The 21,499-nt window shown below is 71.9% G+C and carries 22 protein-coding genes and 1 pseudogene; 9 read left to right on the top strand and 14 right to left on the bottom strand.

Translation table 11 applies throughout. The annotated features are described in order from the left end of the window. Positions 1-62: 62 nt before the first annotated feature. Entirely contained in the window at positions 63-983 is a 921-nt protein-coding gene (locus AC061S_RS39405) for an SDR family NAD(P)-dependent oxidoreductase (protein WP_266907638.1), read from the bottom strand. 119 nt (positions 984-1,102) lie between these two features. Between AC061S_RS39405 and AC061S_RS39400 the strand changes: the two genes are divergently transcribed. Continuing rightward, entirely contained in the window at positions 1,103-2,029 is a 927-nt protein-coding gene (locus AC061S_RS39400) for a cyclase family protein (protein ID WP_478690689.1), read from the top strand. Between the two features lie 58 nt (positions 2,030-2,087). On the opposite strand, the gene AC061S_RS39395 is transcribed toward AC061S_RS39400, so the two are convergent. Further along, complete coding sequence (locus tag AC061S_RS39395; protein WP_478690682.1) at positions 2,088-2,441, bottom strand: hypothetical protein; 354 nt, start codon at positions 2,439-2,441, stop codon at positions 2,088-2,090. A 229-nt stretch (positions 2,442-2,670) separates the two neighbouring features. On the opposite strand from AC061S_RS39395, the pseudogene AC061S_RS39390 reads away from it, so the two are divergent. Then, a pseudogene (locus AC061S_RS39390) lies at positions 2,671-2,793 on the top strand (cupin domain-containing protein); the annotation flags it as partial. 62 nt (positions 2,794-2,855) lie between these two features. On the opposite strand, the gene AC061S_RS39385 reads toward AC061S_RS39390, so the two are convergent. After that, positions 2,856-3,104 carry an ATP-binding protein gene (locus tag AC061S_RS39385; RefSeq protein ID WP_478690681.1) on the bottom strand — a complete coding sequence of 83 codons (249 nt, stop codon included), beginning with the start codon at positions 3,102-3,104 and terminating at the stop codon, positions 2,856-2,858. A gap of 378 nt (positions 3,105-3,482) precedes the next feature. Here AC061S_RS39385 and AC061S_RS39380 point away from each other — a divergent pair, with 378 nt between their 5' ends. From AC061S_RS39380 to AC061S_RS39370, 3 genes are all read left to right on the top strand, one after another. Then, positions 3,483-4,331: a helix-turn-helix domain-containing protein gene (locus AC061S_RS39380; RefSeq protein ID WP_478690680.1), complete on the top strand. Its 849-nt coding sequence runs from the start codon at positions 3,483-3,485 to the stop codon at positions 4,329-4,331. Between the two features lie 10 nt (positions 4,332-4,341). Continuing rightward, on the top strand, positions 4,342-4,542 hold the full coding sequence (locus tag AC061S_RS39375; RefSeq protein ID WP_478690679.1) for a DUF397 domain-containing protein: 201 nt from the start codon (positions 4,342-4,344) through the stop codon (positions 4,540-4,542). Between the two features lie 278 nt (positions 4,543-4,820). Continuing rightward, positions 4,821-5,222 carry a hypothetical protein gene (locus AC061S_RS39370; protein WP_478690678.1) on the top strand — a complete coding sequence of 134 codons (402 nt, stop codon included), beginning with the start codon at positions 4,821-4,823 and terminating at the stop codon, positions 5,220-5,222. A 10-nt stretch (positions 5,223-5,232) separates the two neighbouring features. Here the strand turns inward: AC061S_RS39370 and AC061S_RS39365 are convergent, their stop codons facing one another. From AC061S_RS39365 to AC061S_RS39335, 7 genes are all read right to left on the bottom strand, one after another. After that, on the bottom strand, positions 5,233-5,934 hold the full coding sequence (locus AC061S_RS39365) for a hypothetical protein (protein WP_478690677.1): 702 nt from the start codon (positions 5,932-5,934) through the stop codon (positions 5,233-5,235). A 145-nt stretch (positions 5,935-6,079) separates the two neighbouring features. After that, complete coding sequence (locus AC061S_RS39360) at positions 6,080-6,628, bottom strand: hypothetical protein (RefSeq protein ID WP_478690676.1); 549 nt, start codon at positions 6,626-6,628, stop codon at positions 6,080-6,082. Beyond that, entirely contained in the window at positions 6,625-7,152 is a 528-nt protein-coding gene (locus tag AC061S_RS39355) for a SigE family RNA polymerase sigma factor (RefSeq protein ID WP_478690675.1), read from the bottom strand. The genes AC061S_RS39360 and AC061S_RS39355 overlap by 4 nt, the downstream gene beginning before the upstream one ends. Before the next feature lie 375 nt (positions 7,153-7,527). Continuing rightward, positions 7,528-8,010: an ATP-binding protein gene (locus AC061S_RS39350; protein WP_478690674.1), complete on the bottom strand. Its 483-nt coding sequence runs from the start codon at positions 8,008-8,010 to the stop codon at positions 7,528-7,530. A 374-nt stretch (positions 8,011-8,384) separates the two neighbouring features. Further along, positions 8,385-9,326, bottom strand: coding sequence for an acyl-CoA dehydrogenase family protein (locus tag AC061S_RS39345; protein WP_478690673.1), 942 nt, complete (start codon positions 9,324-9,326; stop codon positions 8,385-8,387). Positions 9,327-9,333: 7 nt separating this feature from the next. Beyond that, positions 9,334-10,488, bottom strand: a complete 1,155-nt coding sequence (locus tag AC061S_RS39340) for an acyl-CoA dehydrogenase (RefSeq protein ID WP_478690672.1) — start codon at positions 10,486-10,488, stop codon at positions 9,334-9,336. Positions 10,489-10,493: 5 nt separating this feature from the next. After that, positions 10,494-11,702: an amidohydrolase family protein gene (locus AC061S_RS39335; RefSeq protein WP_279346437.1), complete on the bottom strand. Its 1,209-nt coding sequence runs from the start codon at positions 11,700-11,702 to the stop codon at positions 10,494-10,496. Between the two features lie 169 nt (positions 11,703-11,871). On the opposite strand from AC061S_RS39335, the gene AC061S_RS39330 reads away from it, so the two are divergent. Further along, the gene (locus AC061S_RS39330) at positions 11,872-13,422 is read left to right on the top strand and encodes an AMP-binding protein (RefSeq protein ID WP_478690671.1); all 1,551 of its coding nucleotides are present in this window, start codon (positions 11,872-11,874) and stop codon (positions 13,420-13,422) included. An 89-nt stretch (positions 13,423-13,511) separates the two neighbouring features. Here the strand turns inward: AC061S_RS39330 and AC061S_RS39325 are convergent, their stop codons facing one another. Further along, positions 13,512-14,030 (bottom strand): EF-hand domain-containing protein, encoded by a 519-nt coding sequence (locus AC061S_RS39325; RefSeq protein ID WP_478690670.1) that lies wholly within the window; start codon positions 14,028-14,030, stop codon positions 13,512-13,514. Between the two features lie 321 nt (positions 14,031-14,351). Here AC061S_RS39325 and AC061S_RS39320 point away from each other — a divergent pair, with 321 nt between their 5' ends. Both AC061S_RS39320 and AC061S_RS39315 read left to right on the top strand, forming a co-directional pair. Further along, complete coding sequence (locus tag AC061S_RS39320) at positions 14,352-14,930, top strand: sigma-70 family RNA polymerase sigma factor (protein WP_478690669.1); 579 nt, start codon at positions 14,352-14,354, stop codon at positions 14,928-14,930. Next, positions 14,927-16,246 carry a maleylpyruvate isomerase N-terminal domain-containing protein gene (locus AC061S_RS39315; RefSeq protein ID WP_478690668.1) on the top strand — a complete coding sequence of 440 codons (1,320 nt, stop codon included), beginning with the start codon at positions 14,927-14,929 and terminating at the stop codon, positions 16,244-16,246. The genes AC061S_RS39320 and AC061S_RS39315 overlap by 4 nt, the downstream gene beginning before the upstream one ends. Positions 16,247-16,329: 83 nt before the next feature. On the opposite strand, the gene purU is transcribed toward AC061S_RS39315, so the two are convergent. After that, positions 16,330-17,208: a formyltetrahydrofolate deformylase gene (purU, locus tag AC061S_RS39310; protein WP_478690667.1), complete on the bottom strand. Its 879-nt coding sequence runs from the start codon at positions 17,206-17,208 to the stop codon at positions 16,330-16,332. 19 nt (positions 17,209-17,227) lie between these two features. Further along, positions 17,228-17,674, bottom strand: coding sequence for an SCO4402 family protein (locus AC061S_RS39305; RefSeq protein ID WP_267824566.1), 447 nt, complete (start codon positions 17,672-17,674; stop codon positions 17,228-17,230). A gap of 231 nt (positions 17,675-17,905) precedes the next feature. Between AC061S_RS39305 and AC061S_RS39300 the strand changes: the two genes are divergently transcribed. After that, positions 17,906-19,249, top strand: a complete 1,344-nt coding sequence (locus tag AC061S_RS39300) for an ABC transporter substrate-binding protein (RefSeq protein WP_478690666.1) — start codon at positions 17,906-17,908, stop codon at positions 19,247-19,249. A 182-nt stretch (positions 19,250-19,431) separates the two neighbouring features. On the opposite strand, the gene AC061S_RS39295 is transcribed toward AC061S_RS39300, so the two are convergent. Next, positions 19,432-20,703 (bottom strand): hypothetical protein, encoded by a 1,272-nt coding sequence (locus AC061S_RS39295; protein ID WP_478690665.1) that lies wholly within the window; start codon positions 20,701-20,703, stop codon positions 19,432-19,434. Positions 20,704-21,499: the final 796 nt, after the last annotated feature.

Below are 21,499 nucleotides of genomic sequence, written 5' to 3'. Positions count from 1 at the left end.
GTCCGGTCTCTCGCGCCGTGGCACGCGTACGCGCCCATCCACTCTGAACACCCGGCCGGGGGCTACGCGTTGGGGCGGTCCTTGGCGGCCGCCGCCTTGGCCATGGCTTCGAGCTGGGCGAGCATCGGCATCGGGTCGGTGCCGACGGTCCCGGGCAGGAAGTCGGCGATCTTCTCGGGGGTCCAGGAGCCCTCGGCGTAGCCGGCGCGCAGTTCGCGGGGCTGGGCCCAGACGGCGATCTTCGGGCCGGCGATCGTGTAGACCTGCCCGGTGATCTTCTCGCCGCCGACGGCCACGGCCTTGTCGGAGAGCAGGTAGGTGACGAGCGCGGCCACGTCCTCGGGCTCGCCGATCTCCTTGAGCTCCATCGGCACGTTGGCCGACATCCGGGTGCGCGCGACGGGTGCGACGGCGTTGGAGGTGACCCCGTACTTGGCCAGCCCCAGCGCGGCGGAGCGGACGAGCGAGATGATCCCGCCCTTGGCCGCGCTGTAGTTGGCCTGGGCAACCGAGCCCTGGTGGTTGCCGCTGGTGAAGCCGATCAGCGTGCCGGTGCCCTGGCGCCGCATGACGGCGGAGGCGGCGCGGAAGACGGTGAACGTGCCCTTGAGGTGGGTGGCGACCACCGGGTCCCACTCCTCCTCGGACATGTTGAACAGCATCCGCTCGCGCAGGATGCCGGCGACGCACACGACTCCGTCGATGCGTCCGTACTGGGCGAGCGCGGTGTCGACTATGCGCTGGCCGCCCGCCATGGTCGAGATGTCGTCGGCCACGGCGACGGCCTCGCCGCCCGCGGCGACGATCTCCTTCACCACCGCTTCGGCGATCTCGCTGGTGGGCTCGTTGCCCTCCATCCCCACGCCGTAGTCGTTGACGACGACCTTGGCACCCTCGGCGGCCGCGGCGAGTGCCACGGCCCGCCCGATGCCCCGGCCGGCGCCTGTGACGGCGACGACTTTGCCTGCCAAGAAGTTCCCCACGTCCGGCCCCTTCCCGCGTTTTCTGACGGTCCGTTAGATTCTATGGGCAGTCGGATGCGCCAGCACAAGCCCCAGTTCGCCACCGCAGTTCATTTCGCTTCGAGGAGCTGATGAGATCCATGGCCATGCCCGCCGAGTTCCACGACATCGCCAAGCGCGTCAACAACTGGGGCCGGTGGGGCGCCGACGACGAGATCGGCACCCTCAACCTCATCACCGACGAGGTGGTCCGGGCGGCGGCGGCCGAGATCCGCACCGGGCGCCGGATCCCGCTCGCGCTGCCGCTCAAGGAGGACGGAGTGCAGTCCGGCATGATCCCCGGCCGGATCAACCCGCTGCACACGATGGTGCAGATCAACCAGGAACTCTTCGGCCCGGGCACGGTGGCGTGCAGCGACGACGCGGTGACCTTCGGGCTCCAGGCCGGCACGCACTGGGACGCGCTCACGCACGTCTCGCACTCGGGGAAGATCTACAACGGCCGCCCGGCCGGCACCATCACGGCGCACGGCCGCGCCGAGTTCAGCGGCATCGACAAGGCCGGGCACATCGTCTCGCGCGGGGTCCTGCTGGACGTGGCCCGCGCCAAGGGCCTGGACCGGCTCCCCGGAGGCCACGCGGTCACCCCGGAGGACCTGGAGCAGGCGGAGGAGTTCGGCGGGGTCACCGTCCGCGCGGGCGACATCGTCCTGGTCCGCACCGGCCAGGTGCAGGTCTACCTGGCGGGCGACAAACACGGCTACGGCTACCCGTCGCCCGGGCTGTCCGTCCGTACGCCCGAGTGGTTCCACGCGCGGGACGTGGCGGCCGTCGCGAACGACACCCTGACCTTCGAGATCTTCCCGCCGGAGATAGAGAACCTGTGGCTGCCGGTGCACGCGCTGGACCTGGTCGAGATGGGCATGCACCAGGGCCAGAACTGGAACCTCGAAAAGTTGTCCACAGCCTGTGCGGAAGATTCCCGCTACGCGTTCCTCCTCTCGGCCATGCCGGAACCCTTCGTCGGCGCGGTGGGCACCCCGGTGGCCCCGGTCGCCATCCTCTGACCTGCCCGCCCGCCCCCGCTCCGACAGGGCGGGGGCGCACCGCCGCGGGCTCGGAACCTCAGAACGTGATCTTCCCGACCCTGTAGGTCAGCTTGTAGTGCGACTCGGGGCCGAGGACGTCTCGGATGTGCTCCCCCGTACCCGCCTCGCTGGCAGGGATCCTGATGCTGCCGAGATTGTCTTCGGGGGTGAGATCGTCGAGATCGTAGAGAGCGACGACCGCATCGGCGTGGTTGAACAGCACGTCCCTCGCGAACCCGATGTCCTGCCCGCTCGTCATCGGCGGGTACGGGCGCTCGCCGACGGCCGGCCAGACCGGAACGCCGTCGAGGCGCATGCTCACTTCATCGCCCCCATCCTCGCTGGACTTTTCGCATTGAAGGCGCAGGATTCTCAGAACTGCATCGCTCATCACGATCCTCTTTCCCGCGACGGCAACCCCTCCGTCATTGTCTCCCGCAGGCCATCGCGCCGCGCGGCCCCCGGCCTGCGGGGAGGCGGCTGCGGGGAGACTCGCCGGATCGACATCCCGAACGCTGCGCCGACCACCGGGCCCGGCTGCTCGTAGTCCTCGCCCAGGCCGACTCCCTCGGAGGCGTTGGCCATGGCTGAGAAGACCCTCGCCGAAAATCACCGTCCCGGTGGGCTGGGGCCCGCCGGCCCACACCCACAACGGAACCGAGAGCGTCCTCGTCCTGGAAGGCAGGATCCGCTACCACCTCGACGGCGAGAGGGTCGAGGGCGGCCCCGGCTCCTGCTTCCACGCCCCGAAAGAGGACTCCCGCGGTGCCGGCCTTCCCCACCCGGCACCGGCGGCCGAGGCCGCTCACCCGCCGAGCCGGAACCACACCACGGTCCCGCCGTCGCCGGTGACCACCGCCCAGTCCTCGCAGTACGCCCCCACGAGGACGAGCCCCCGCCCCCGCGCATCGAGCGGCCCGCCGCCGACCGTCCGCAGCAGCGGTCCGCCGTCGCGCACCTCTACGGTGACCCGCCCGCCCGTGACGTCGACATCGACGCCGATCACCTCGGTCCGGGTATGACGGTACGCGTCGTCACCAGCTCGGACGTGCACAGCCGGGCCGCCTCCACGAGGTGGTCGAATCCCCGCGCCCCGCAGGATCAACGCCACCCACTCCCTGGCAACCCGTGGCGTCTCGGCCCGACTCGGCGCGATCATCCGGTAGCTGAGCCCTAACGCCTTCGCGTGCGTCACGTTCTCTCCCCTGGCAGACGATGCGGTAGCCGAGCACGCGCCCCGTGGCTCTGGCCACCACCCGGCCAAATGGCGGGCGGGTGGCTGCACCTCGGGCATCGACCCGGTTGTCCGATGCCGAGAACGTAGGGCACAACATTGGGACGGCACAACAGTGGGACGTCCGTAACATCCGAACGAGTGGACCTCGGCGGGGCGGCCACGGCACACTCGTACCCGAACCAGAGGGGAGGGGTCATGCCGCCAAGGAGCTACCCGACGGCCCGCCAGCAGCGACTGGGCGCCGAGCTTCGCAAGCTGCGCGAGAAGGCCGGCATGAACGGCTCCACGGCAGCGGCCTACTTGGGCGGTGAACGCGCTCAGATCAGCCACATCGAATCCGGCCGCTACGGAGTCAGCGACGAGCGGGTCCGCCGACTGGCCGCCCACTATTCGGCAACGGACAAGCACCTGGTCGACGCCCTTGCGGGCATGGCCGAAGAACGCGCCAAGGGGTGGTGGACCGAGTACCAGCGCACCCTCTCACCGGGGTTCCTGGACGTGGCCGAACTCGAATTCCACGCCGCCTACCTCCGCGTGATCGAGATGCTCTACGTACCGGGGCAGCTCCAGACCGAGGCCTACGCGCGCAGCCTGATCCGCAGCGGCATGTCCGACCTTCCGGCGGCCGAGCTGAGCACGCGCGTCGAGCACCGCACGCGGCGCAGGGTCATCTTCGACCGCCCGCGCCCCACCCCTTTCGAGGCGTTCATCCACGAGGCGGCCCTGCGCATGCGCTACTGCGACGCGGAGACCATGCGCGAGCAGCTGGCGTTCCTCCAAGAGGTCTCGCACTGGCCGTCGCTCACCGTCCGCATCATCCCGTTCGACCGGCAGATCACGGGCTCGGTGCACTCGATGCTCTACGCAGGGGCTGCCATTCCGGCGCTCGACACCGTCCAGATCGACACCGCTTTCGACAGCGGGTTCCTGGACGCAGAGGCTCAACTCGTCAAGTACCGGGGGTTGCTCGAATCCATCGAGTCGATCGCGCTCGGCACGGAAGAGTCGAGGGAACACATTCACCGCATCGCTCAGGAAGTGTGAGTCAAGGCGCATGACCGACGGAATCAAATGGCAGAAGTCCTCGTTCTCGGGGCCGGACGACAATCAGAGCTGCGTCGAACTGGCGCCCGTCGCCGGCGCGATCAAGATGCGGGAGAGTGACGACCCGGACGTGGTCGTGACCACCTCGGTGGAAAAGCTGCGGGCCTTCATCCTCGGCGTCAAGGCCGGGGAGTTCGATCACCTGATCTGACGCACCACACACCCCGGCGCCCCTCGCCTCCCCAGGTGAGGGGCGTCTGGCACATTCCGGCGCACCTTTGGGACGGCACACCATTGCGACGGGGCCGTCCGTGACGCTACCGTCGCAGTACGTCACCATGCACTGAGCGGTCCACCAGGCCGCGGACACGAGTGGCGCAACTCCCCTCTGCCCTGCGCCGGTTGCGGGGGAGTCCCAGCGCCGCACCCGCACCGCCGCTCGTCGCGGCCCGGAGGGGGCGGCCCCGCCACTCGGCAGGAGGCATCCCCATGCTCGCGCGACAACATCGCACACCGTCCACCACTCCCGCCCGGGACGCGACCGTGGCGATCCTGGCCGGGTTCTGGTTCGAGGCGCTCTGCTACGCGGACGCGTACGCCGACCGGAGGCCCGAACTGCTGGACCGGGCCATGCTCGACACCCCCGAGGAAGCCGTCCGGCTGATCCGGGTGCAGATCCGGACCACGCACCCCTTCGCCCTGTCTCCGGACGAAGCGGCCCGCGCCCTCGCCTGGTCCGACGGCGGCGGCCGGGTTCCCGCGCTCGCCGCCCTGCACCGGGGCGAGGTCGCCGGTTTCAGCATCGTCCTGCGCGACGGCATCCGCGCCGAGTGGCGGGTCCGGCCCGTCGACTACCTCCGGCTGACCGTCCCGCACCGCCCCGGCCGGTGAGTCCCCGCGGTCAGCCCTTGGCGCAGATCACGTCGTACGGGCGGCCCACCGCCATGGTCAGCTGCATCGGCTCGGTGGTCCCGGACGGGCACTCGGCCTTCGTCTTGACCAGGCCGAGCACCTCGTACGCGCCCGGACCGCCCGAGGCGCACGGCACTTCCCGGGCCTGGTCGGTCACGCAGTCGCCCGGCACCAGCTGGCCGCCGCCGGCACCCGCGTCACCCGGGTGCTCGCCGGTCAGATTGCGGCCGCAGACGGTGTTGGTGGGGATGCCGCCCGACTTCGCGGAGCCGTAGGAAATGCTCACCTGGATCAGCAGATCGGTGCCGGGCGGGCACTGGATCGCGCCCGGCAGGATGCTGGCGTCCTTGATGTCTATCGCCTTGAAGGTGGCACCGGACGCCGAGCACTTCTGCGGCCGGTAGCCGTCCGGCTTGTTGTCCGGGTCGGGGCCGCCGCAATCGCCCACCGCCCACGTACTCGACGTGTCGGAGGAGGACTCCGGGTTCCCGGGGTCCTTGGACGGCTTGGCGGAGGCAGACGCGGAAGCGGAGGCCGAGGCCTTGGCGTCACTCGTGCCGCCGTCCTCGCCGAGCCACTGGGAGGCTCCGTAGATGCCTGCGGCGACCAGGACGAGAACGAGGAAGCCGGGGAGTCTGCCCCCACGGCGCCTCGGGGCGGGTGGAGGCGTCACCTCGTACGGGTTTGCCATGCGCTCCTCCTGCGATGAGGGTGGGCCTTCGGGGGCCTTCGGGGTGGGACGACGCACCACGAACAGAGATACGTCATGAACACCTCATGGTTCCACGCGGGCCGCGAGCACTCGACGCCGGGCACCGGGCGCTCATCGCCAACTCTCAGCGGCAGGGCGGCGGTTCGACCGCCAGGGGCCGGAAGGTGACCGCGAGGTCCGGGGCGCGGCGGACGAACCGCGCCTCACCGGCCGAGACCAGCACCATCGTGCCCGCCGTGTACGGGTTCACCCTGACGGCCGGGTCCAGGGCCTCCTCGGGCACTTCCGGCTCGGCGCCCCACCAGCGGCCGCCGAACTTCGTGTACCGGATCCCGCAGTGCACGTACAGCTCGTGCGGGTACGGGACCCCGAGCGCCGGGCCGCTCGGATCGGCCGGCGCCGTCGGCACGGCCGGCGCGCTCGGCGGTCCCGCGGACGCTGCGGGCAGGGTCCCCGTCCGGGACCCGTCGACCCAGGTCCACGGAGGGGCGAGGACGGCCAGCACCGCGACGGCCGCCGCCGCCAGCCCCGCTCCGGCCGCCCGGCGGCGCCGGCGGATGCGAGCGGCCGCCCGGACGGCACCGTGCGGCGTCGGCGCCGCGACCGGCACCGCCGGCCGGTCCGCCAGCGCGTGCAGGGCGCGGCGCAGCTCTTCTTCGGGGAATCCGTTCACCGGACCTCCTCCTCACTCGTACCGCCGCCCGGCCAGAGGTCGGGGCGGGCCCGCAAACGGGTCAGCGCCCGCGCGGCCAGGCTGGTCACCGTGCCGTTCGGGCAGCCCAGGATCTCCGCCGTCTGCTCGACGGTCAGGTCCTGGTAGAAGCGCAGCACCAGGACGGCCCGCTGGCGCCGCGGCAGGCTGAGCAGGGCGCGTTCGAGCAGGTCCGTGGCGGCGACCGCCTCGGCGGCGGGCTCGACGGAGCCGCCGACGGCATCGGGCAGCGCCGCGTGGGGAAGCTCGTGGTGCCAACGCCTCCGGCGCCAGGTGCAGTACGTGGTGACCATGACCTTGTGCGCGTAGCCGATCGGCGCGTCGTACCGGCCCGCGCGGGCCCAGCGGTCGTACACCTTGGCCAGCGTGACCTGCACCAGGTCCTGCCCCAGATGCCAGTCGCCCGTCAGCAGCCGCGCGGTGCGGAGCAACGGGAGTCCGGCTGCCGCGACGAACTCCGCAAACGTTTCTTCGGATGGCTCCACCCGGCCACACCCCCCTCACCCTCCAAGACGACCTGGCCAGGCCATCGCATTGCAGGTCGGTGGCACCAACTTCACGGCCGAGAAGGACTGGCCGCTCTGACCAGCTCCCCGAAGTGGTGCTGCGGCCATCGACGGACGGAGTCCGGCGCAGCGGCGCGAAGCCGGTGAGGCCCGCCAGTGCCGCACCGCGCGAGCGGCGCGTCAAGAGGAGTGGTTCTGCGGGTGGCGGCGGCGCGCATGCACGCCCCGAGCGCGGCACGGCGGCCGCCACCCCACGACCCGCACTCGTCAAGGCAGGACTGACCCTTGGCGTCCCCTCGCGACGAATCGTTCAACACAAGAGTGATCACCAGTTGACGAACCGTCAACACCTCGTTAGAGGTACACGCGCGGTTCCCGGATCGAGCCCTGGATCTCCGGCCCGCCCGGGACGTCCGCCGCGAGGTCCCCCGCGCTCTTCTCCGCAGCTTTCTCCGCGCGGTCGATCTCGCACCAGATCCGCTTCCCGGCGCCCTCGCGCTGCCAGCCCCAGCGGTCCGCCAGTCCGTCCACCAGCTCCAGCCCGCGGCCGCCCGTATCGTCCCCGGCGGCCTGCCGCGGGGAGGGCGCCCGGTCGCTCGCGTCCGCGACCTCCACCCGCACCCCCGGCTCCCCGAAGAGCATGCGCAGCACGGCCGGACAGCCTGTGTGCACGACGGCGTTGGTGACCAGTTCGGAGATCAGCAGGATCAGCGTCTCGGCGAGCGGCTCGTCATCCCCTATGCCGCAGCCCGCGAGCCGGGAGCGGGCCCATCGGCGGGCCCGGCCGACCTCGGCGGGGTCCGGTCCTACCTCCAGCTGAACCTGAAGCACCTGCACCGCTCACACCATCCGAACCGGCGGACACTTCGCCTCGCGACAGGGCGGGGTCACCGAGTGTGACCCCCTTGCGGAGCAGCATGGTTGACATACAGTCACCACAACAAGCGCTTCGGGCATATTCCAGCGTGAAGGAGTGGGCGTGGTGCATACTGTGCGGCGCTCGCGCCGCTCAACCGCTCGCATTCCCGGGAGCGTACCGGAGCGGCCCCTCGTCTCCGGGCCGCAATGAGTCGGGCGAAGGACACAAACCGATATCAACTCTCTGTAATCGGACATGCGTCCCGCGCCGTCCCTCCCGCACCCCTCCGTCACAGCGAGCGAGCAGGCGACAGGCCGCCCCCCGCTACTCCGCCGCCCCCCTGCTCGGCCCCCTACTCCGCCACCGCCAGCAGCTCCGCCGCGAGCGCCTCCTCCGCCTGCGCCGCCGTCCGCCACTGCTCCGCCCGCACCCACGCCCGCTTCAGGTGCAGGTGCACGTCCGCCTCCCAGGTGAAGCCCATCCCGCCGTGCACCTGCAGACAGTCCCGGGCATTGCGCACGGCGGCCTCGTCGGCCAGCAGCTTGGCCCCGGCCACCTCCGCCGGATCGGCCGTCACCGCCGCCGCGTAGACCGCCGTACGGGCCACCTCGGCCCGCACCAGCATCTGCGCGCACAGGTGCTTGACCGCCTGGAACGCCCCGATCGGCTGCCCGAACTGTTCGCGCTCCTTCGCGTACCGCACCGCCAGCTCCACCGTGCGCAGCGCGCTGCCGAGCTGCAGCGCCGCCGTCAGCAGCGCCCCCGCGTCCCGGTACGCGCCGGCCGCCACCGGCTCCCCCGGCAGCAGCACCCGCGCCAGCGGGGTCAGCGGGTCCGCCGAGCGCACCGGGTCCCCCGCGCCGTACCCGCCGGCCGGCTCGACCGGCTCCCCGTCCGCGCCGAGCACCGCGTCGGCCTCGCCGAGGTGGGCCACCAGCGGGCCCTCCAGGTCGAAGGCCGTCACCACCGCCTCCCCCTCCGCGGCCCCCGCGACCAGCCCGGCGGCCAGGTGGGTGGCGACCAGCGGCCCCGGCAGCAGCGCCCGCCCGGCCTCCTCGAAGACGAGGACGGCCTCCGGCAGCCCAAGCCCGACCCCGCCCTCCTCCTCCGGGAGCCGCAGCGCGAAGAACCCGGCCTCGCCGAGCTCCCGCCACAGCGCCCGGTCCACGGACCGGCCCGTGGCGGCGGCCCGGTCCACCGAGGCGCGCAGCTCCTCGCGCCCGTACCGGCCCGCGAGGAGGTCCCGTACGCCTGCCCGCAGGTCCCGCTGGTCCTGCGTCGGCTGAAAGTCCACGGAACGCTCACCTGCCCTTCGGAAGGCCGAGGATCCGCTCGGCCACGATGTTCTGCTGGATCTGCGAGGTGCCCGCCGCGATCGTGTACGAGAGCGAGGAGAGCCGGTCCAGGGTCCACTCCTCCTCCAGCGAGAGGGCCCCGGCCCCCAGCACCTCGGCGGCCGTGTCGTACAGCTCCTGGCGCGCGTGCGAGTACGCCAGCTTGAAGACGCTGCCGCCGATGCCGGGGACCCCGCCGGAGCGCTCGGACTCGCTGACGTTCCACTGGGTGAGCCGCCACAGGGCGCCGAACTCCCCGTACAGCCGGCCCAGCCTGCGCCGCAGCACCGGGTCGTCCCAGCGGCCGTTGGCCTTCGCGGTGCGGGCCAGTTCGCCCAGGGTGCGCCGGCAGGCGACGACCTCGCCGACGAAGGCGGTGCCGCGCTCGAAGGACAGGGTCACCATCGTGACCCGCCAGCCGTCGTTCTCCGCGCCGACCCGGTTGGCGACCGGGACCCGCACCTCGTCGAGGAACATCTCCGCGAACTCCGTGGACCCGGCCAGGGTGCGCAGCGGCCTGATCGTCACCCCGGGCGCGTCCATCGGCATGGCCAGCCAGGAGATCCCGCGGTGCTTGGGGGCCTCCCCGTCGGTGCGCACCAAGAGCTCGCACCAGTCGGACACCTCCGCGTGCGAGGTCCATATCTTCGAGCCGGTGATCACGTACTCGTCGCCGTCGCGGACCGCGCGGGTGCGCAGCGAGGCCAGGTCGGAGCCCGCGTCCGGCTCGCTGAAGCCCTGGCACCACATCTCGTCGCCGCGCAGGACGGGCGGCAGCCAGCGCGCCCGCTGCTCCGCGGTGCCCTCGGCGGCGATGGTCGGGCCGGCGTGCAGCAGCCCGACGAAGTTCGCGCCGACGTACGGGGCTCCCGCGCGCTCGGTCTCCTCCAGGAAGATCAGGTGCTGCGTGGGGGTGGCCCCGCGGCCGCCCGCGTCCACCGGCCAGTGCAGTCCGGCGTACCCGGCGTCGTACAGCCTGCGCTGCCAGCCCGCGTCGTGGGCGCGGCGGCCCGGCCAGTCGTCGGGCGAGGGCTTGGGCGGCAGCCCGGGGAGCACCTGCGCGAGCCAGGCCCGCAGCCGGACCCGGAACTCCTGCTCCTCCTCGGTGTAGGTGAGGTCCACTGCGCCTACCGTCCCGTCCGCCGGTCCTTGTCGAAGTCGAGGCCGAGCATACGGATGGCGTTTCCGCGCATCAGCTTGTAGACGGTTTCCTCGTCGAGGCCCTTGACGTGGTCGAGGGCGACCTCCTTGGTGTGCGGGAAGGTCGAGTCCACGTGCGGGTAGTCGGTTTCGAAGGTGGCGTTGTCGCGGCCGACGACGTCCAGCGAGGCGATGCCGTGCTTGTCGCGGAAGAAGCAGCAGAACATCTGCCGGTAGTAGTACGTGGACGGCGGCTCGGGGATCAGGTCCTTGACCCCGCCCCAGGCCCGGTGCTCCTGCCACACGTCGTCGGCGCGCTCCAGGGCGTACGGGATCCAGCCCATCTGGCCTTCGCTGTACGCCAGTTTCAGCGTCGGGAACTTGACGAGCACCCCGCTGAACAGGAAGTCCATCATCGAGGCCATGGCGTTGTTGAAGCTGAGCGCGGCCTGCACGGCGGGCGGGGCGTCGGGGGAGGCGGCGGGCATCTGGGAGCTGGACCCGATGTGCATGTTGACGACGGTGCCGGTCTCCTGGCAGACGGCGAAGAAGGGGTCCCAGTAGCCGGAGTGGATGGACGGCAGGCCGAGGTGGGTGGGGATCTCGGAGAAGGTCACGGCCCGCACCCCGCGCGCGGCGTTGCGGCGGATCTCGGCGACGGCCAGGTCGATGTCCCAGAGCGGGATGATGCAGAGCGGGATGAGCCGGCCGCCGCTGTCCCCGCACCACTCCTCGACCATCCAGTCGTTGTACGCGCGCACGCAGGCCAGGGCGACCTCCTTGTCCTTGGCCTCGGCGAAGGTCTGCCCGCAGAAGCGCGGGAAGGTCGGGAAGCACAGGGAGGCCTCGACGTGGTTGAGGTCCATGTCGAGCAGCCGCGCCTTGGGGTCCCAGCAGCCGCGCCGCATCTCCTCGCGGGTGATGCCCTCCAGGGTCATCTCGTCCCGGTCGAAGCCGACGGCGGCGATGTTGCGCTTGTACGGGAACTTCAGGTCCTCGTAGATCCACCAGTCGGTGGGCGGGCCGTCGGGGTCCATGGTGATCACGTACTTGCCGCCGGTGTAGGCGAGCTCGCCGATGCCGGCGGTGAGCGCCTTGGGGCCGCGGTCGCGGTATTTGGCGGGCAGCCAGACGTCGAAGAGGTGGGCCGGTTCGATGACGTGGTCGTCGACGCTGATGATCCGAGGCAGTTCCATGGTGTCCCCTCGCTGAATCCGATGCGAACCTGATGCGAATCTGATGGAGCGTCAGAAATCTGGAACCAAGCTAGCCCCCCACCCCTGGACCGACAAGCGTCCGCGCTCTACGCTCTGCGCTGGATCTGACTATCCGTCAGGTCACCTCGCCAGGGGAGGTCGGTCCGGGATGACGGACAGCACCGCAGTCGAACTCAGCCGGTCCCGCACGCTCTGGGACCTGATCACCCGCCGGGCCGCCATGACCCCCGACGCCCCCGTCCTCATCGAGGCCGCCGAGGACCCTGCCCACGACCGCCGGCTGACCTTCGCGGAACTGCGCGACCGCTCGGAGCAGGTCGCGGCCGGCCTGTACGGCATGGGGGTGCGCCCCGGCACGGTGGTCGCCTGGCAGCTCCCCACCCGCATCGAGACCGTGCTGCTCTCGGTCGCCCTCGCCCGCCTCGGCGCCGTGCAGACCCCCGTCATCCCCTTCTACCGGGACCGCGAGGTCGGCTTCGCCCTGCGCGAGTCGAAGGCGGAGTTCTTCGCCGTCCCCGGCGTCTGGCGCGGCTTCGACCACACGGCGATGGCGCACCGCCTCGGCGCGCACGGCGTCTTCGAGGCCTACGCGTCCCTCCCCACCGGCGACCCGGCGGTACTCCCCCCGCCCCCCGAGGAGGGCGTCGCGGTCCGGTGGATCTACTGGACCTCGGGCACCACCTCGGACCCCAAGGGCGTCCTGCACACGGACCGCTCCCTCATCGCGGGCGGCTCCTGCCTGGCCCACGCCCTGCACCTGTCACCCGACGACGTCGGTTCGATGGCCTTCCCGTTCGCCCACATCGCCGGACCCGACTACACGGTGATGCTCCTGCTCTACGGGTTCCCGGCCGTCCTCTTCGAGAAGTTCGCGATGCCGGACGCCCTGGACGGCTACCGCCGCCACGGGGTCACCGTCGCCGGCGGCTCCACGGCCTTCTACTCGATGTTCCTCACCGAGCAGCGCAAGGACCCGTCCGCGAAACTCATCCCCACCCTCCGCCTCCTCGCGGGCGGCGGCGCCCCGAAGCCGCCGGAGATCTACCACGCGGTCGTCCGCGAACTGGGCTGCCAGCTCACCCACGGCTACGGCATGACCGAAGTCCCCATGATCACGATGGGCGCCCCGGACGACACCGCGGAGAACCTCGCCACCACGGAGGGCCGGCCCCCGAAGGGCATGTCCATCCGCATCACGACGCCGGAGGGCGCGGTCCTCCCGCCGGACACCGACGGGGAGGTCCGGCTGCGCGGCGAGGCGGTCTGCCAGGGGTACCTCAACAGGGACCAGAACACAGGAGTCTTCGACGCCGACGGCTACCTGATCACCGGCGACCTCGGCCACCTCACGAAGGACGGCTACCTGGTCCTGACGGGCCGCAGCAAGGACGTCATCATCCGCAAGGGCGAGAACATCTCGGCGAAGGAGATCGAGGACCTGCTCCACCAGCTCCCCGCCGTGGCCGACGTCGCCGTCATCGGCCTCCCGGACCCCGAACGCGGCGAACGCGTCTGCGCGGTCGTCGAACAGCCCCCGGGCGCGCCCGCCCTGACCCTGGCCGAGGTGACCTCGTACCTCCGCACGGAGGGCCTCTCCACCCACAAGCTCCCGGAACAACTGGAACTGGTCGAGGCCCTGCCCCGCAACGACGCCCTGCGCAAGGTCCTCAAGTACAAGCTCCGCGAACGCTTCGCCTAGCGGAGTACGGGCCACGGGCGGCGGGGCGCACGGGCAGGGCGGGGCTGCGGGACTCCTGCCCCGCCACCCCGCTCCCGTCCCGCCGGGACCTACGCGTCCGGCGCCGCCACCCCGCAGTAGCCGGCGAAGGCCGCCAGGATCTCGTCCTCCGTGATGCGGCCGTCGCCGTCCGCGTCCAGGGCCGCCGCGACCGGGCCCGCCAGTTCCTCCGGAGTGCCCAGCACCCGCAGGACGCGGGCCGTCGCCGCCGGGGTCGCGCCACGACTGTCGGTGTCGGCCACCGCGATCACCGCCCGCAGGAAGGGCCGCGCGATCTCCGCGAACCGGTGCGGGTTGTCCCGCAGCCGCTTCGCCGCGCCCGTGACGAACTCCTCGCGGGACACCCGCTGGTCCCCGTCCACGTCCGCGATTCCGGCCATGCCCTGCCAGAAGGCCTCCGCGCCCGCGAAGACGGCCTGGCCCTTGTCCGACCGGGCAGCCACGGCGAATTCGGCCAGGACCGCCCTGGCCGCGGTGCTGAAGTCCTCCCGGTCGATATACCCGGACCCGTCCTGGTCGAAGGTGGCGAATCGGGCGGCGATCTTGCGCTCGTATTCTGCGCTGTCCATATTCGGCGTTCCGCCTTCACGTATGCGGTGGGGTGCAGTTCAAGACAGGACAGGAGCGTAGGGCCTACGTGGCCTGCGCGTTAAGCGAAGCGGGCAAGGAGGTGGCCGCATCGAACCAGCGCACGAGGAGCGCGACGGGGCGCGTACGCCTGTACCCATGTGCCCGGCCGCACCTCCCCGTTCACAGCGCGCGACGCCCCTATCACGCAGGGCGCACTTCCGGGACGAGGTTCTGGCAAAACGGGCGCACACCGCTGCATGCCCACTACATTCGAGTGGTCGACACACGGCTGTGAAACCGGGAAGCCGGTTGGGGGCACGATGGCGAAGGACGCACCACCGCGCTGGGACCGCCGCATGCAGCAGCGCCTGGCCCGCGGCGAGGCCGCCGCGCTCGGCGAGCTGTACGACCGCTTCGCCTCGCTCGTGCACAGCCTCGCCCACCGGGTCCTCGGCGACGAGAAGGCCGCCGACCGGGTCACCCGCGAGGTCTTCGGCTACATCTGGGAGAACCCGGACGCCTACGACCCCAAACAGGGCTCCATGCGCTCCTGGGTCGCCCGCATCACCCAGGGGCAGGCCGTCGCCCGCCTGCGCCAGGCCGAACTGGGCAACGGCTCCCGCGAGGAACTGGAACAGAAGGTGCGCAGCGCCAACGCGGCGGCCCGCGCCGACTTCATCGTCACCTCCATGCCCGCACCCCTGCGGGCCGCGCTCGAACTCGCCTATTTCAAGCGCCGCGACTACCGCCAGGCCGCCGCCGACCTGCAGATCAGCGAGGACGAGGCCCGGCGCCGGCTGCGCCTGGGCCTGCAACTCCTGTCCACGGCCAACGCCGTCCCGCGCGACGACACGGTCCCGCCCGGGTACGGCCCCTCCGGATATGGATCGACCCGATGACCACCCCCTTCGGTGAAGAAGACGGCGAAGAGTACGAGCGGCCCCCGAACCCCGGCGGCCCGGCGCGCATACCGGGCCCGCGCGGCGCGGCCGACGACCTGGACGACCTGGACGCCTCGGAGTACCCGGAGTACCCGGAGTACACGGAGATCACCGGCTTCCCCGCCGTACCGCCGGCCACCGACCCCACCCCGGCTCCGCCTCCGGCCGCGCCCCCGCCCACCCACGCCGTACTGAAGTCCCTGCTCGGCGCCTGGGCCCTCGCGGCCTGCTCCGCGGAGGAGACCCAGGCCGTCGAGGACCACCTCACCGAGTGCGCGCCCTGCGCCGAGGAGGCGCTGCGGCTGCGCGACGCCGTGGGGCTGCTGCACCCGGAGGAGAGCCTCGACCTCAAACCGCTGCTGCGTTCGCGCGTGCTGGAGGACTGCCTCGGCAAGCGCCCGGCCCGCATCCCGGTACCGATGTGGGCGAGCCCGTACGACACCGAGACGGCCCGGCTCGACGCGCTGCTGCGGGACTTCGGGGACTCGGAGTGGCACACCCCGGTCCGGCTGAAGTGGTTCGAGGAGGAACGCCGCCAGACGCGCCGCACCACGGTGGCCGGGGTCATCGGGCACCTGCTGGCGGTGGACGGGCTCGTGGCGGCCGCGCTGGGCCTGGACGACCCCCTGGGCCGGGACGTGCCCGCGGGCACCCCGGCCGAGCGCACGGAGCGGTTCTGGGAGGACTCCCCGTACCCGACCACCCGCCGGGTCCGCGAGCCGTGGCGGGAGCAGGGCCACACCCTGGTCCGCACGGTGTCCTTCGCGGGCCGCGGCGTGGCCGAACTGGACGTGGAGTACGGCGGCTTCGCCCTGCCCCTCGGGGACGCCTTCCTGGAGCGGGCCTTCGAGTGCTGGGTCCACGCCGTGGACATCGCGGAGGCGGTGGACTACCCGTACGGGCCGCCGTCCGCGCCCCACCTGAACCGGATGATCGACCTGGCGGCCCGGCTCCTGCCGGCGGCCCTGGCCTGGCGCCGGCGGGCAGGCCTGGCGGCGCCGCCGCGCGGGCTGGTCGCGGCGGGGGCGCCGGGCCGGACCCTGCACCTGGAGATCGAGGGCGCGGGAGGCGGCGGCTGGGACATCGCCCTGGACTCCCCCGCGGCGAAACCCTCGCCGGACCACACGGTGGCCCGGATCGCCCTGGACGGCGCCGAATTCTGCCAGCTCGCCGCGGGCCACATCTCCCCTGAGGAGGCCGCGGTCGGCCAGAACGGCGACCGCGAAGCCATCCGCGACGTCCTCTTCGCGGCGGCCTCGCTCAGCCGGATGTAGACCGCGCAGGCCGGATGTAGACAGCTCAGCCGGATGTGGACCGCGCGGCCGGATGCGGGCCGCACGGCCGCTCCGCGCGGCGGCTACGTGAAGACGACCGTCCGGGTCCCGTTCAGCAGGACCCGGTGCTCGCTGTGCCACTTCACGGCCCGCGCCAGCGCCTGGCACTCCACGTCCCGGCCGATCGCCACGAGCTGGTCCGGGGTGACCTCGTGCCCCACCCGCTCGACCTCCTGCTCGATGATCGGGCCCTCGTCCAGATCCGCCGTCACGTAGTGCGCGGTCGCACCGATCAGCTTCACGCCCCGCGCGTGCGCCTGGTGGTACGGCTTCGCGCCCTTGAAGCTCGGCAGGAACGAGTGGTGGATGTTGATGATCCGCCCGCTCAGCTCCTTGCACAGGGTGTCCGACAGCACCTGCATGTACCGCGCGAGCACCACGAGGTCGACGTCCTCGGCCCGCACCAGCTCCAGCAGCTTCGCCTCCGCCGCCGCCTTCGTGTCCTTCGTCACCGGAATGTGCACGAACGGGACCCCGTACGAGCCGACCAGCTCCTCGAAGTCGGTGTGGTTCGAGACCACCGCCGCGATCTCCACCGGCAGCGCGCCGATCCGGTGGCGGAAGAGGAGGTCGTTGAGGCAGTGCCCGAACTTCGACACCATCAGCACGATCCGCATGCGCTCGTCGGAGCGGTGGATCTGCCAGTCCATCCGGAAGGTGTCGCCGATCGCGGCGAAGCTGGCCCGCAGCTTCTCCACGGTCACCGGAGCGTCGGCCGCGAAGTGGACCCGCATGAAGAAGAGGCCGGTGTCGCGGTCGCCGAACTGCTGGCTGTCCTCGATGTTGCACCCGGTCATGAACAGATAGCTGGACACGGCGTGCACGATGCCCTGCTTGTCGGGGCAGGAGAGGGTCAGTACGTACTGCTGCTGCGTGGCCTGGGGCTGCGGGTCGTCGCTCATGACCCCACAGCCTTCCACATCACACGGCGCGCGTGAGGATCCTCAAGACGTCCAGCGAGCGCGGCCGCGCGTCCGGGTCGTCCCCGTCCGCCGTCGCCAGCCGTACGTGGGCTTCGCGCGCGGCCCGTACCGCCTCCGGCCAGGCGTGGTGCTCCAGGTAGCCGGAGACCGGGGCGTCCGGTCCTATCTGGTGCATGATCCGCAGCACGCGCAGCACGGCGAGGTCCACCAGGGCCGCCTCCTGCGAGTCGCGGAAGATCGTGCCGACGTACTTCTCCGCGGACCAGCTGTCGAGCCAGGTGTCCTCGACGAGCCGGTACACGGCGTCGGTGACGTCCCCGTACCCCTCGGCGGCGGCCAGCCAGGTGTCCTCTTGGAACGCGGGGTCGGAAAGCATGTGCAGCGCCGAGCGCACGTTGCTGCGCCAGCGCCACCACGGCATGTCGTTGAGGGGCATGCCGCCCATGGTGGAGGAGCGGCCGCCGCGGCGGGAAGGGTTCTTCGAACCTTGGGCGAATGTCACGCTTTCGATCGTACGTTCCCGTGCGGCGTGATCTTGAGGCGCCTGTACCCGGGGGCCGGGAGCCGCCCGGCGTTCACTCACCGTACGGGCGCCACCCGTAATTCACCTGGGCGTCACCCGATGTTGTGCACACCTCACACTTCAGTTACCCGTGGCGCGGAATGGTGCATGCACATGACCACCCGGCGAAGCGCAGCAGCACTCTCCCGAACCTTTCTGGCCCGGACCACGGCCATGGCGATGGGCGCGTGTCTCGTCGCCGGCTGCGGGGCGCTCCCCGGAGGCTCGGGGGGCTCCGGGGGCGCCGACACCCTCACGGTCATGACCTTCGCCCCGGAGGACTCCAAGGCGACCAACATGCCGGGCATGCCGGGCATGGCCAAGGCCTACGAGCGCTGGGTCAACTCCAAGGGCGGCATCAACGGCCGCAAGCTCCGCGTCCTGACCTGCAACGAGCGCAACACGCCCACCGGCGCCGCCGACTGCGCCCGCAAGGCGGTCGCCGAGAAGGCCGTCGCCGTCATCGGCTCCTACAGCCAGCACGGACGCGCCTTCCTGGCCCCGCTGGAAGCCGAGGGCATCCCGTTCATCGGCGGCTACGGCGTCTCCGCCGAGGAGTTCCAGTCCCCGCTCTCCTTCCCCGTCAACGGCGGCCAGCCCGTCCTCGTGGCCGGCGCCGGCTACCAGCTCGGGCGCACCTGCGCCAAGGTCGCCCTGGTCCGCCCCGACACCCTCGCCGGCGACTCCCTGCCCCTCCAGCTCAACGCCGGCCTCAAGGCCAACCAGATGGCCGCGGCCGCCGACATCCGGGCGGCCGAGGACTCCGCGGACCTCTCCACCCAGGCGAACGAGGCCCTGGCCTCCTCCGCCCCCGGCGCCCCCGGCGCCCCCGCGAAGGGCGGCGCCTCCTCCGCGAAGGACGTCAAGGAGAAGGGCTGCGTGGCCGCCGTGCTCGGCGCCCGCACCGAGACCTTCTTCGACGCCTTCCGGCGCGCCGACTCCCAGAACCGCAAACCGCAGGTCTCCTCGGTGCTGGGCTCGGTCAGCCAGGCCCTGGTCGACCGCACCGGCGGCAAGGAGAGCCCCTTCGAGGGCGCGTACGTCACGAGCTGGTACCCGGTCGCCGCGGACCCCCTCTGGACGCAGATGCGCAACGTGATCTCCGACCACGCCTTCGGCGACAACGCCGTGGACCCCGACGACAGCGGCGCCCAGACCACCTGGATCGCGTACACGGTGTTCAGCGAGATGGTGAAGCGGTTCAAGGACGACGAGGCCCTCACGGGGCGCACCCTCACCCGCAAGCTGAACCAGTCCGACCCGGTCAAGACCGGCGGCCTGACCCCCGACCTGAGCTGGCGCTACCAGGACATGCGCGCCGTCGCCGGCTTCCCCCGCATGGTCAACGGCCGGGTCACCTTCCAGGTGGTCCAGCAGGGCCGCCTGGTCGCCCAGCAGGGCGGCGAGCAGTCCATGGACATGACCAAGACCCTGGAGCAGGCCCCCCGTTCGAGCTAGCTCCTGCCCTAGGGCCTGTCGTCAAAATCCCGTCTGCCACGCGGCGCCTGGCACGCGCTCTCGCCGCACCGGGCGAAAGCCAAGTACGTCCAGTACGCGGGCTTCCGCCCGGCGCGCCGAGAGCACGCACCAGACGCCGCGTGGCCGCCCTTCGGGCGACGACGGGATTTTGACGACAGGCCCTAGAGCTGGCTCTTGTCCCGCTTGGTGAGGCCGTACTTCCCGGCGATGGTGTTCCACAGCCTCGACGCGGTCTCCTTCGCCCGGGTGGCGTCGCCGCTCGCCTTGTTGCCGTCCGAGGCGTTGCCGGTCGACTTGGCCTTGCCGTCCTTGCACTTGTCTTCGTCGGACTTCACGTCGTCCGCCCAGGACGCGTAGCTGTTGTCGGCCTCGGCGGAGGACTTCCACGCCTTGGTGAGGGCCGCGGTCAGCTTCGCGTTGTCCGGGAGCTGGTCCACCTTGAGCTCCTGGAGCCGGGTGACCAGCTCCTCGCGCTGACGGGCGGCTCCGCGCAGGTCGTTGGCCGCCTGGTCCAGATTGCGGCACCCCTTGATGTCCTCGACGGCCTTGATCACCGAGGCCCGGCTGTCGTTGCTGTCCGCGAGGAGCTTGTCGAGCTGGACCGCCTGCGGCTGCGCGGGGTCCAGCGGGGCCTCCCCGCTGTCCGCGGCGGAGCTGCCGGGGGTGGGGGCGGCCGCCGCGGCGGCCGGGTCGTTGTTCTGCGCCTTGCCGTCACCGAGCAGCGCACCGACCCCGAGCCCGACGACGGCCAGGCCGACGACGACGGCGGCGACGATCGCGGGCGAGACCTTGCGGGGCGCGGGCGGCGGCTGCTGCTGGTACTGCTGCGGCGGCGGCGCGTACTGCTGGTGCGGCTGGTGCGGCTGATGCTGCTGCTGCGGGTACTGCTGCTGCTGCTGCGGTTGGGGGCGTCGCGGCGGCGGCTGCTGGCGGAGCACCGGTTCCTGGATGGGAGGCAGTTGCTGCGTATCCCCCCGGAACATCCCGTCGAACCCGGCGGCGGGGTCGGCGGGAACCGGCGGAATGTACTGCGTAGCGGCTTCGTCGTGCGAGGGGGCGGCCGGGATCGGCGGAATGTACTGGGTCGCGGCCTCGTCGTACGCGGGGACCGGCGGTATGTACTGCGTCGCCGCCTCCCCGTAAGCGGGGGCGGCGGGCACCGGCGGGATGTACTGCGTCGCCGCCTCCGGCAGCGGCGGGTAGCCGTAGCCGTGGGGGGCGCCGGGACCCTCGTAGCCGGGGCCGACGACGTGACCCTGCGGGTAGCCGTAGGAGGGGCCGCCGGGAGCGGGGTAGCCGTAGGAGGGCCGGCCGTGCAGGTGGTCCGGCTCCCCGCCGGGCTGCGCGGGCGGCTCCGCCGGCGGCTGTGCGGGCACGGGCCGGCCCCACGGCACGCCTGCCTGCGGGCTGCCGCCCTGTCCGCTCTCCGTCACCGGGACTCCCTCTCCGACCTGTCCGCGTCCGCGGAACCGTCGGCTCACGCTACCCGGTCACCCCCCTCCCCCGGCAGGGCCGCCCCCGACGAAGATCACCCCCGGACCGGTCCGCGGCCCCCAGGCGCGGCTGGGCCGACCCTGCGGGGCGAAGTCCCCGACCCTCCCCCAGACTCCGTCCGGGGGGACCCCCGGTTCCACCGTTCCCAGGGCTCCGCCCGGCCCCGCGCCTCAAACGCCGGCGAGGCTGAGAACGCCCCCGGGCTCCGCCCGGCCCCGGTCCTCAAACGCCGGACGGCCTGGGAAGAGGTCCCGGGCTCCGCCCGGCCCCCTGGGGCTCCGCCCCAGACCCCGGTCCTCAAACGCCGGACGGCTGAAAAACCCCACCACCGGGCGGCTGGGAAGGCCCAACTCCGGGCAGCTGAAAAACCCCAAACCCCAGACGGCTGAAAAGACCCACCACCGGGCGGCTGAGGAACTCCAAGGCCGGACGGCTGAGAAACTCCGACGCGGGGCGGCTGAGAAACTCCGACGCGGGCGGCTGAAGCGACCCAACGCCGGGGCGGCTGAAAAGGCCCAACGCCAGACGGCTAGACCAACACCGGACGGCTGAAGTGACCCAACGCCGGGCGGCCGAAAAGGCCCAACGTCGGGCGGCTGGAGAAACCCACCCACCGTCGGCGCGGTTGGCGGCGGCCCGGGACGGGGACGGGGGCGGGGTGGGGTGTCGGCCGGGACGTAAAGCGTGATTTGTGGCGCAGCAACACCCCGAACCCTGTCGAAGCTGCGCACAGGG

Source organism: Streptomyces sp. CA189, from assembly GCF_056428985.1.
Note: the sequence above shows the minus strand (reverse complement) of the source record. Positions and strands in the feature narration are given on the sequence as shown.

Excerpts from the sequence above, each read along its gene's own strand:
- AC061S_RS39400 (WP_478690689.1), top strand. The coding sequence starts at position 1,103 with ATGGCCATGCCCGCCGAGTTCCACGACATCGCCAAGCGCGTCAACAAC.
- AC061S_RS39395 (WP_478690682.1), bottom strand. The coding sequence starts at position 2,441 with ATGAGCGATGCAGTTCTGAGAATCCTGCGCCTTCAATGCGAAAAGTCC.
- AC061S_RS39380 (WP_478690680.1), top strand. The coding sequence starts at position 3,483 with ATGCCGCCAAGGAGCTACCCGACGGCCCGCCAGCAGCGACTGGGCGCC.
- AC061S_RS39375 (WP_478690679.1), top strand. The coding sequence starts at position 4,342 with ATGACCGACGGAATCAAATGGCAGAAGTCCTCGTTCTCGGGGCCGGAC.
- AC061S_RS39370 (WP_478690678.1), top strand. The coding sequence starts at position 4,821 with ATGCTCGCGCGACAACATCGCACACCGTCCACCACTCCCGCCCGGGAC.
- AC061S_RS39365 (WP_478690677.1), bottom strand. The coding sequence starts at position 5,934 with ATGGCAAACCCGTACGAGGTGACGCCTCCACCCGCCCCGAGGCGCCGT.
- AC061S_RS39335 (WP_279346437.1), bottom strand. The coding sequence starts at position 11,702 with ATGGAACTGCCTCGGATCATCAGCGTCGACGACCACGTCATCGAACCG.
- AC061S_RS39330 (WP_478690671.1), top strand. The coding sequence starts at position 11,872 with ATGACGGACAGCACCGCAGTCGAACTCAGCCGGTCCCGCACGCTCTGG.
- AC061S_RS39325 (WP_478690670.1), bottom strand. The coding sequence starts at position 14,030 with ATGGACAGCGCAGAATACGAGCGCAAGATCGCCGCCCGATTCGCCACC.
- AC061S_RS39320 (WP_478690669.1), top strand. The coding sequence starts at position 14,352 with ATGGCGAAGGACGCACCACCGCGCTGGGACCGCCGCATGCAGCAGCGC.
- AC061S_RS39315 (WP_478690668.1), top strand. The coding sequence starts at position 14,927 with ATGACCACCCCCTTCGGTGAAGAAGACGGCGAAGAGTACGAGCGGCCC.
- purU (WP_478690667.1), bottom strand. The coding sequence starts at position 17,208 with ATGAGCGACGACCCGCAGCCCCAGGCCACGCAGCAGCAGTACGTACTG.
- AC061S_RS39305 (WP_267824566.1), bottom strand. The coding sequence starts at position 17,674 with ATGGGCGGCATGCCCCTCAACGACATGCCGTGGTGGCGCTGGCGCAGC.
- AC061S_RS39300 (WP_478690666.1), top strand. The coding sequence starts at position 17,906 with ATGACCACCCGGCGAAGCGCAGCAGCACTCTCCCGAACCTTTCTGGCC.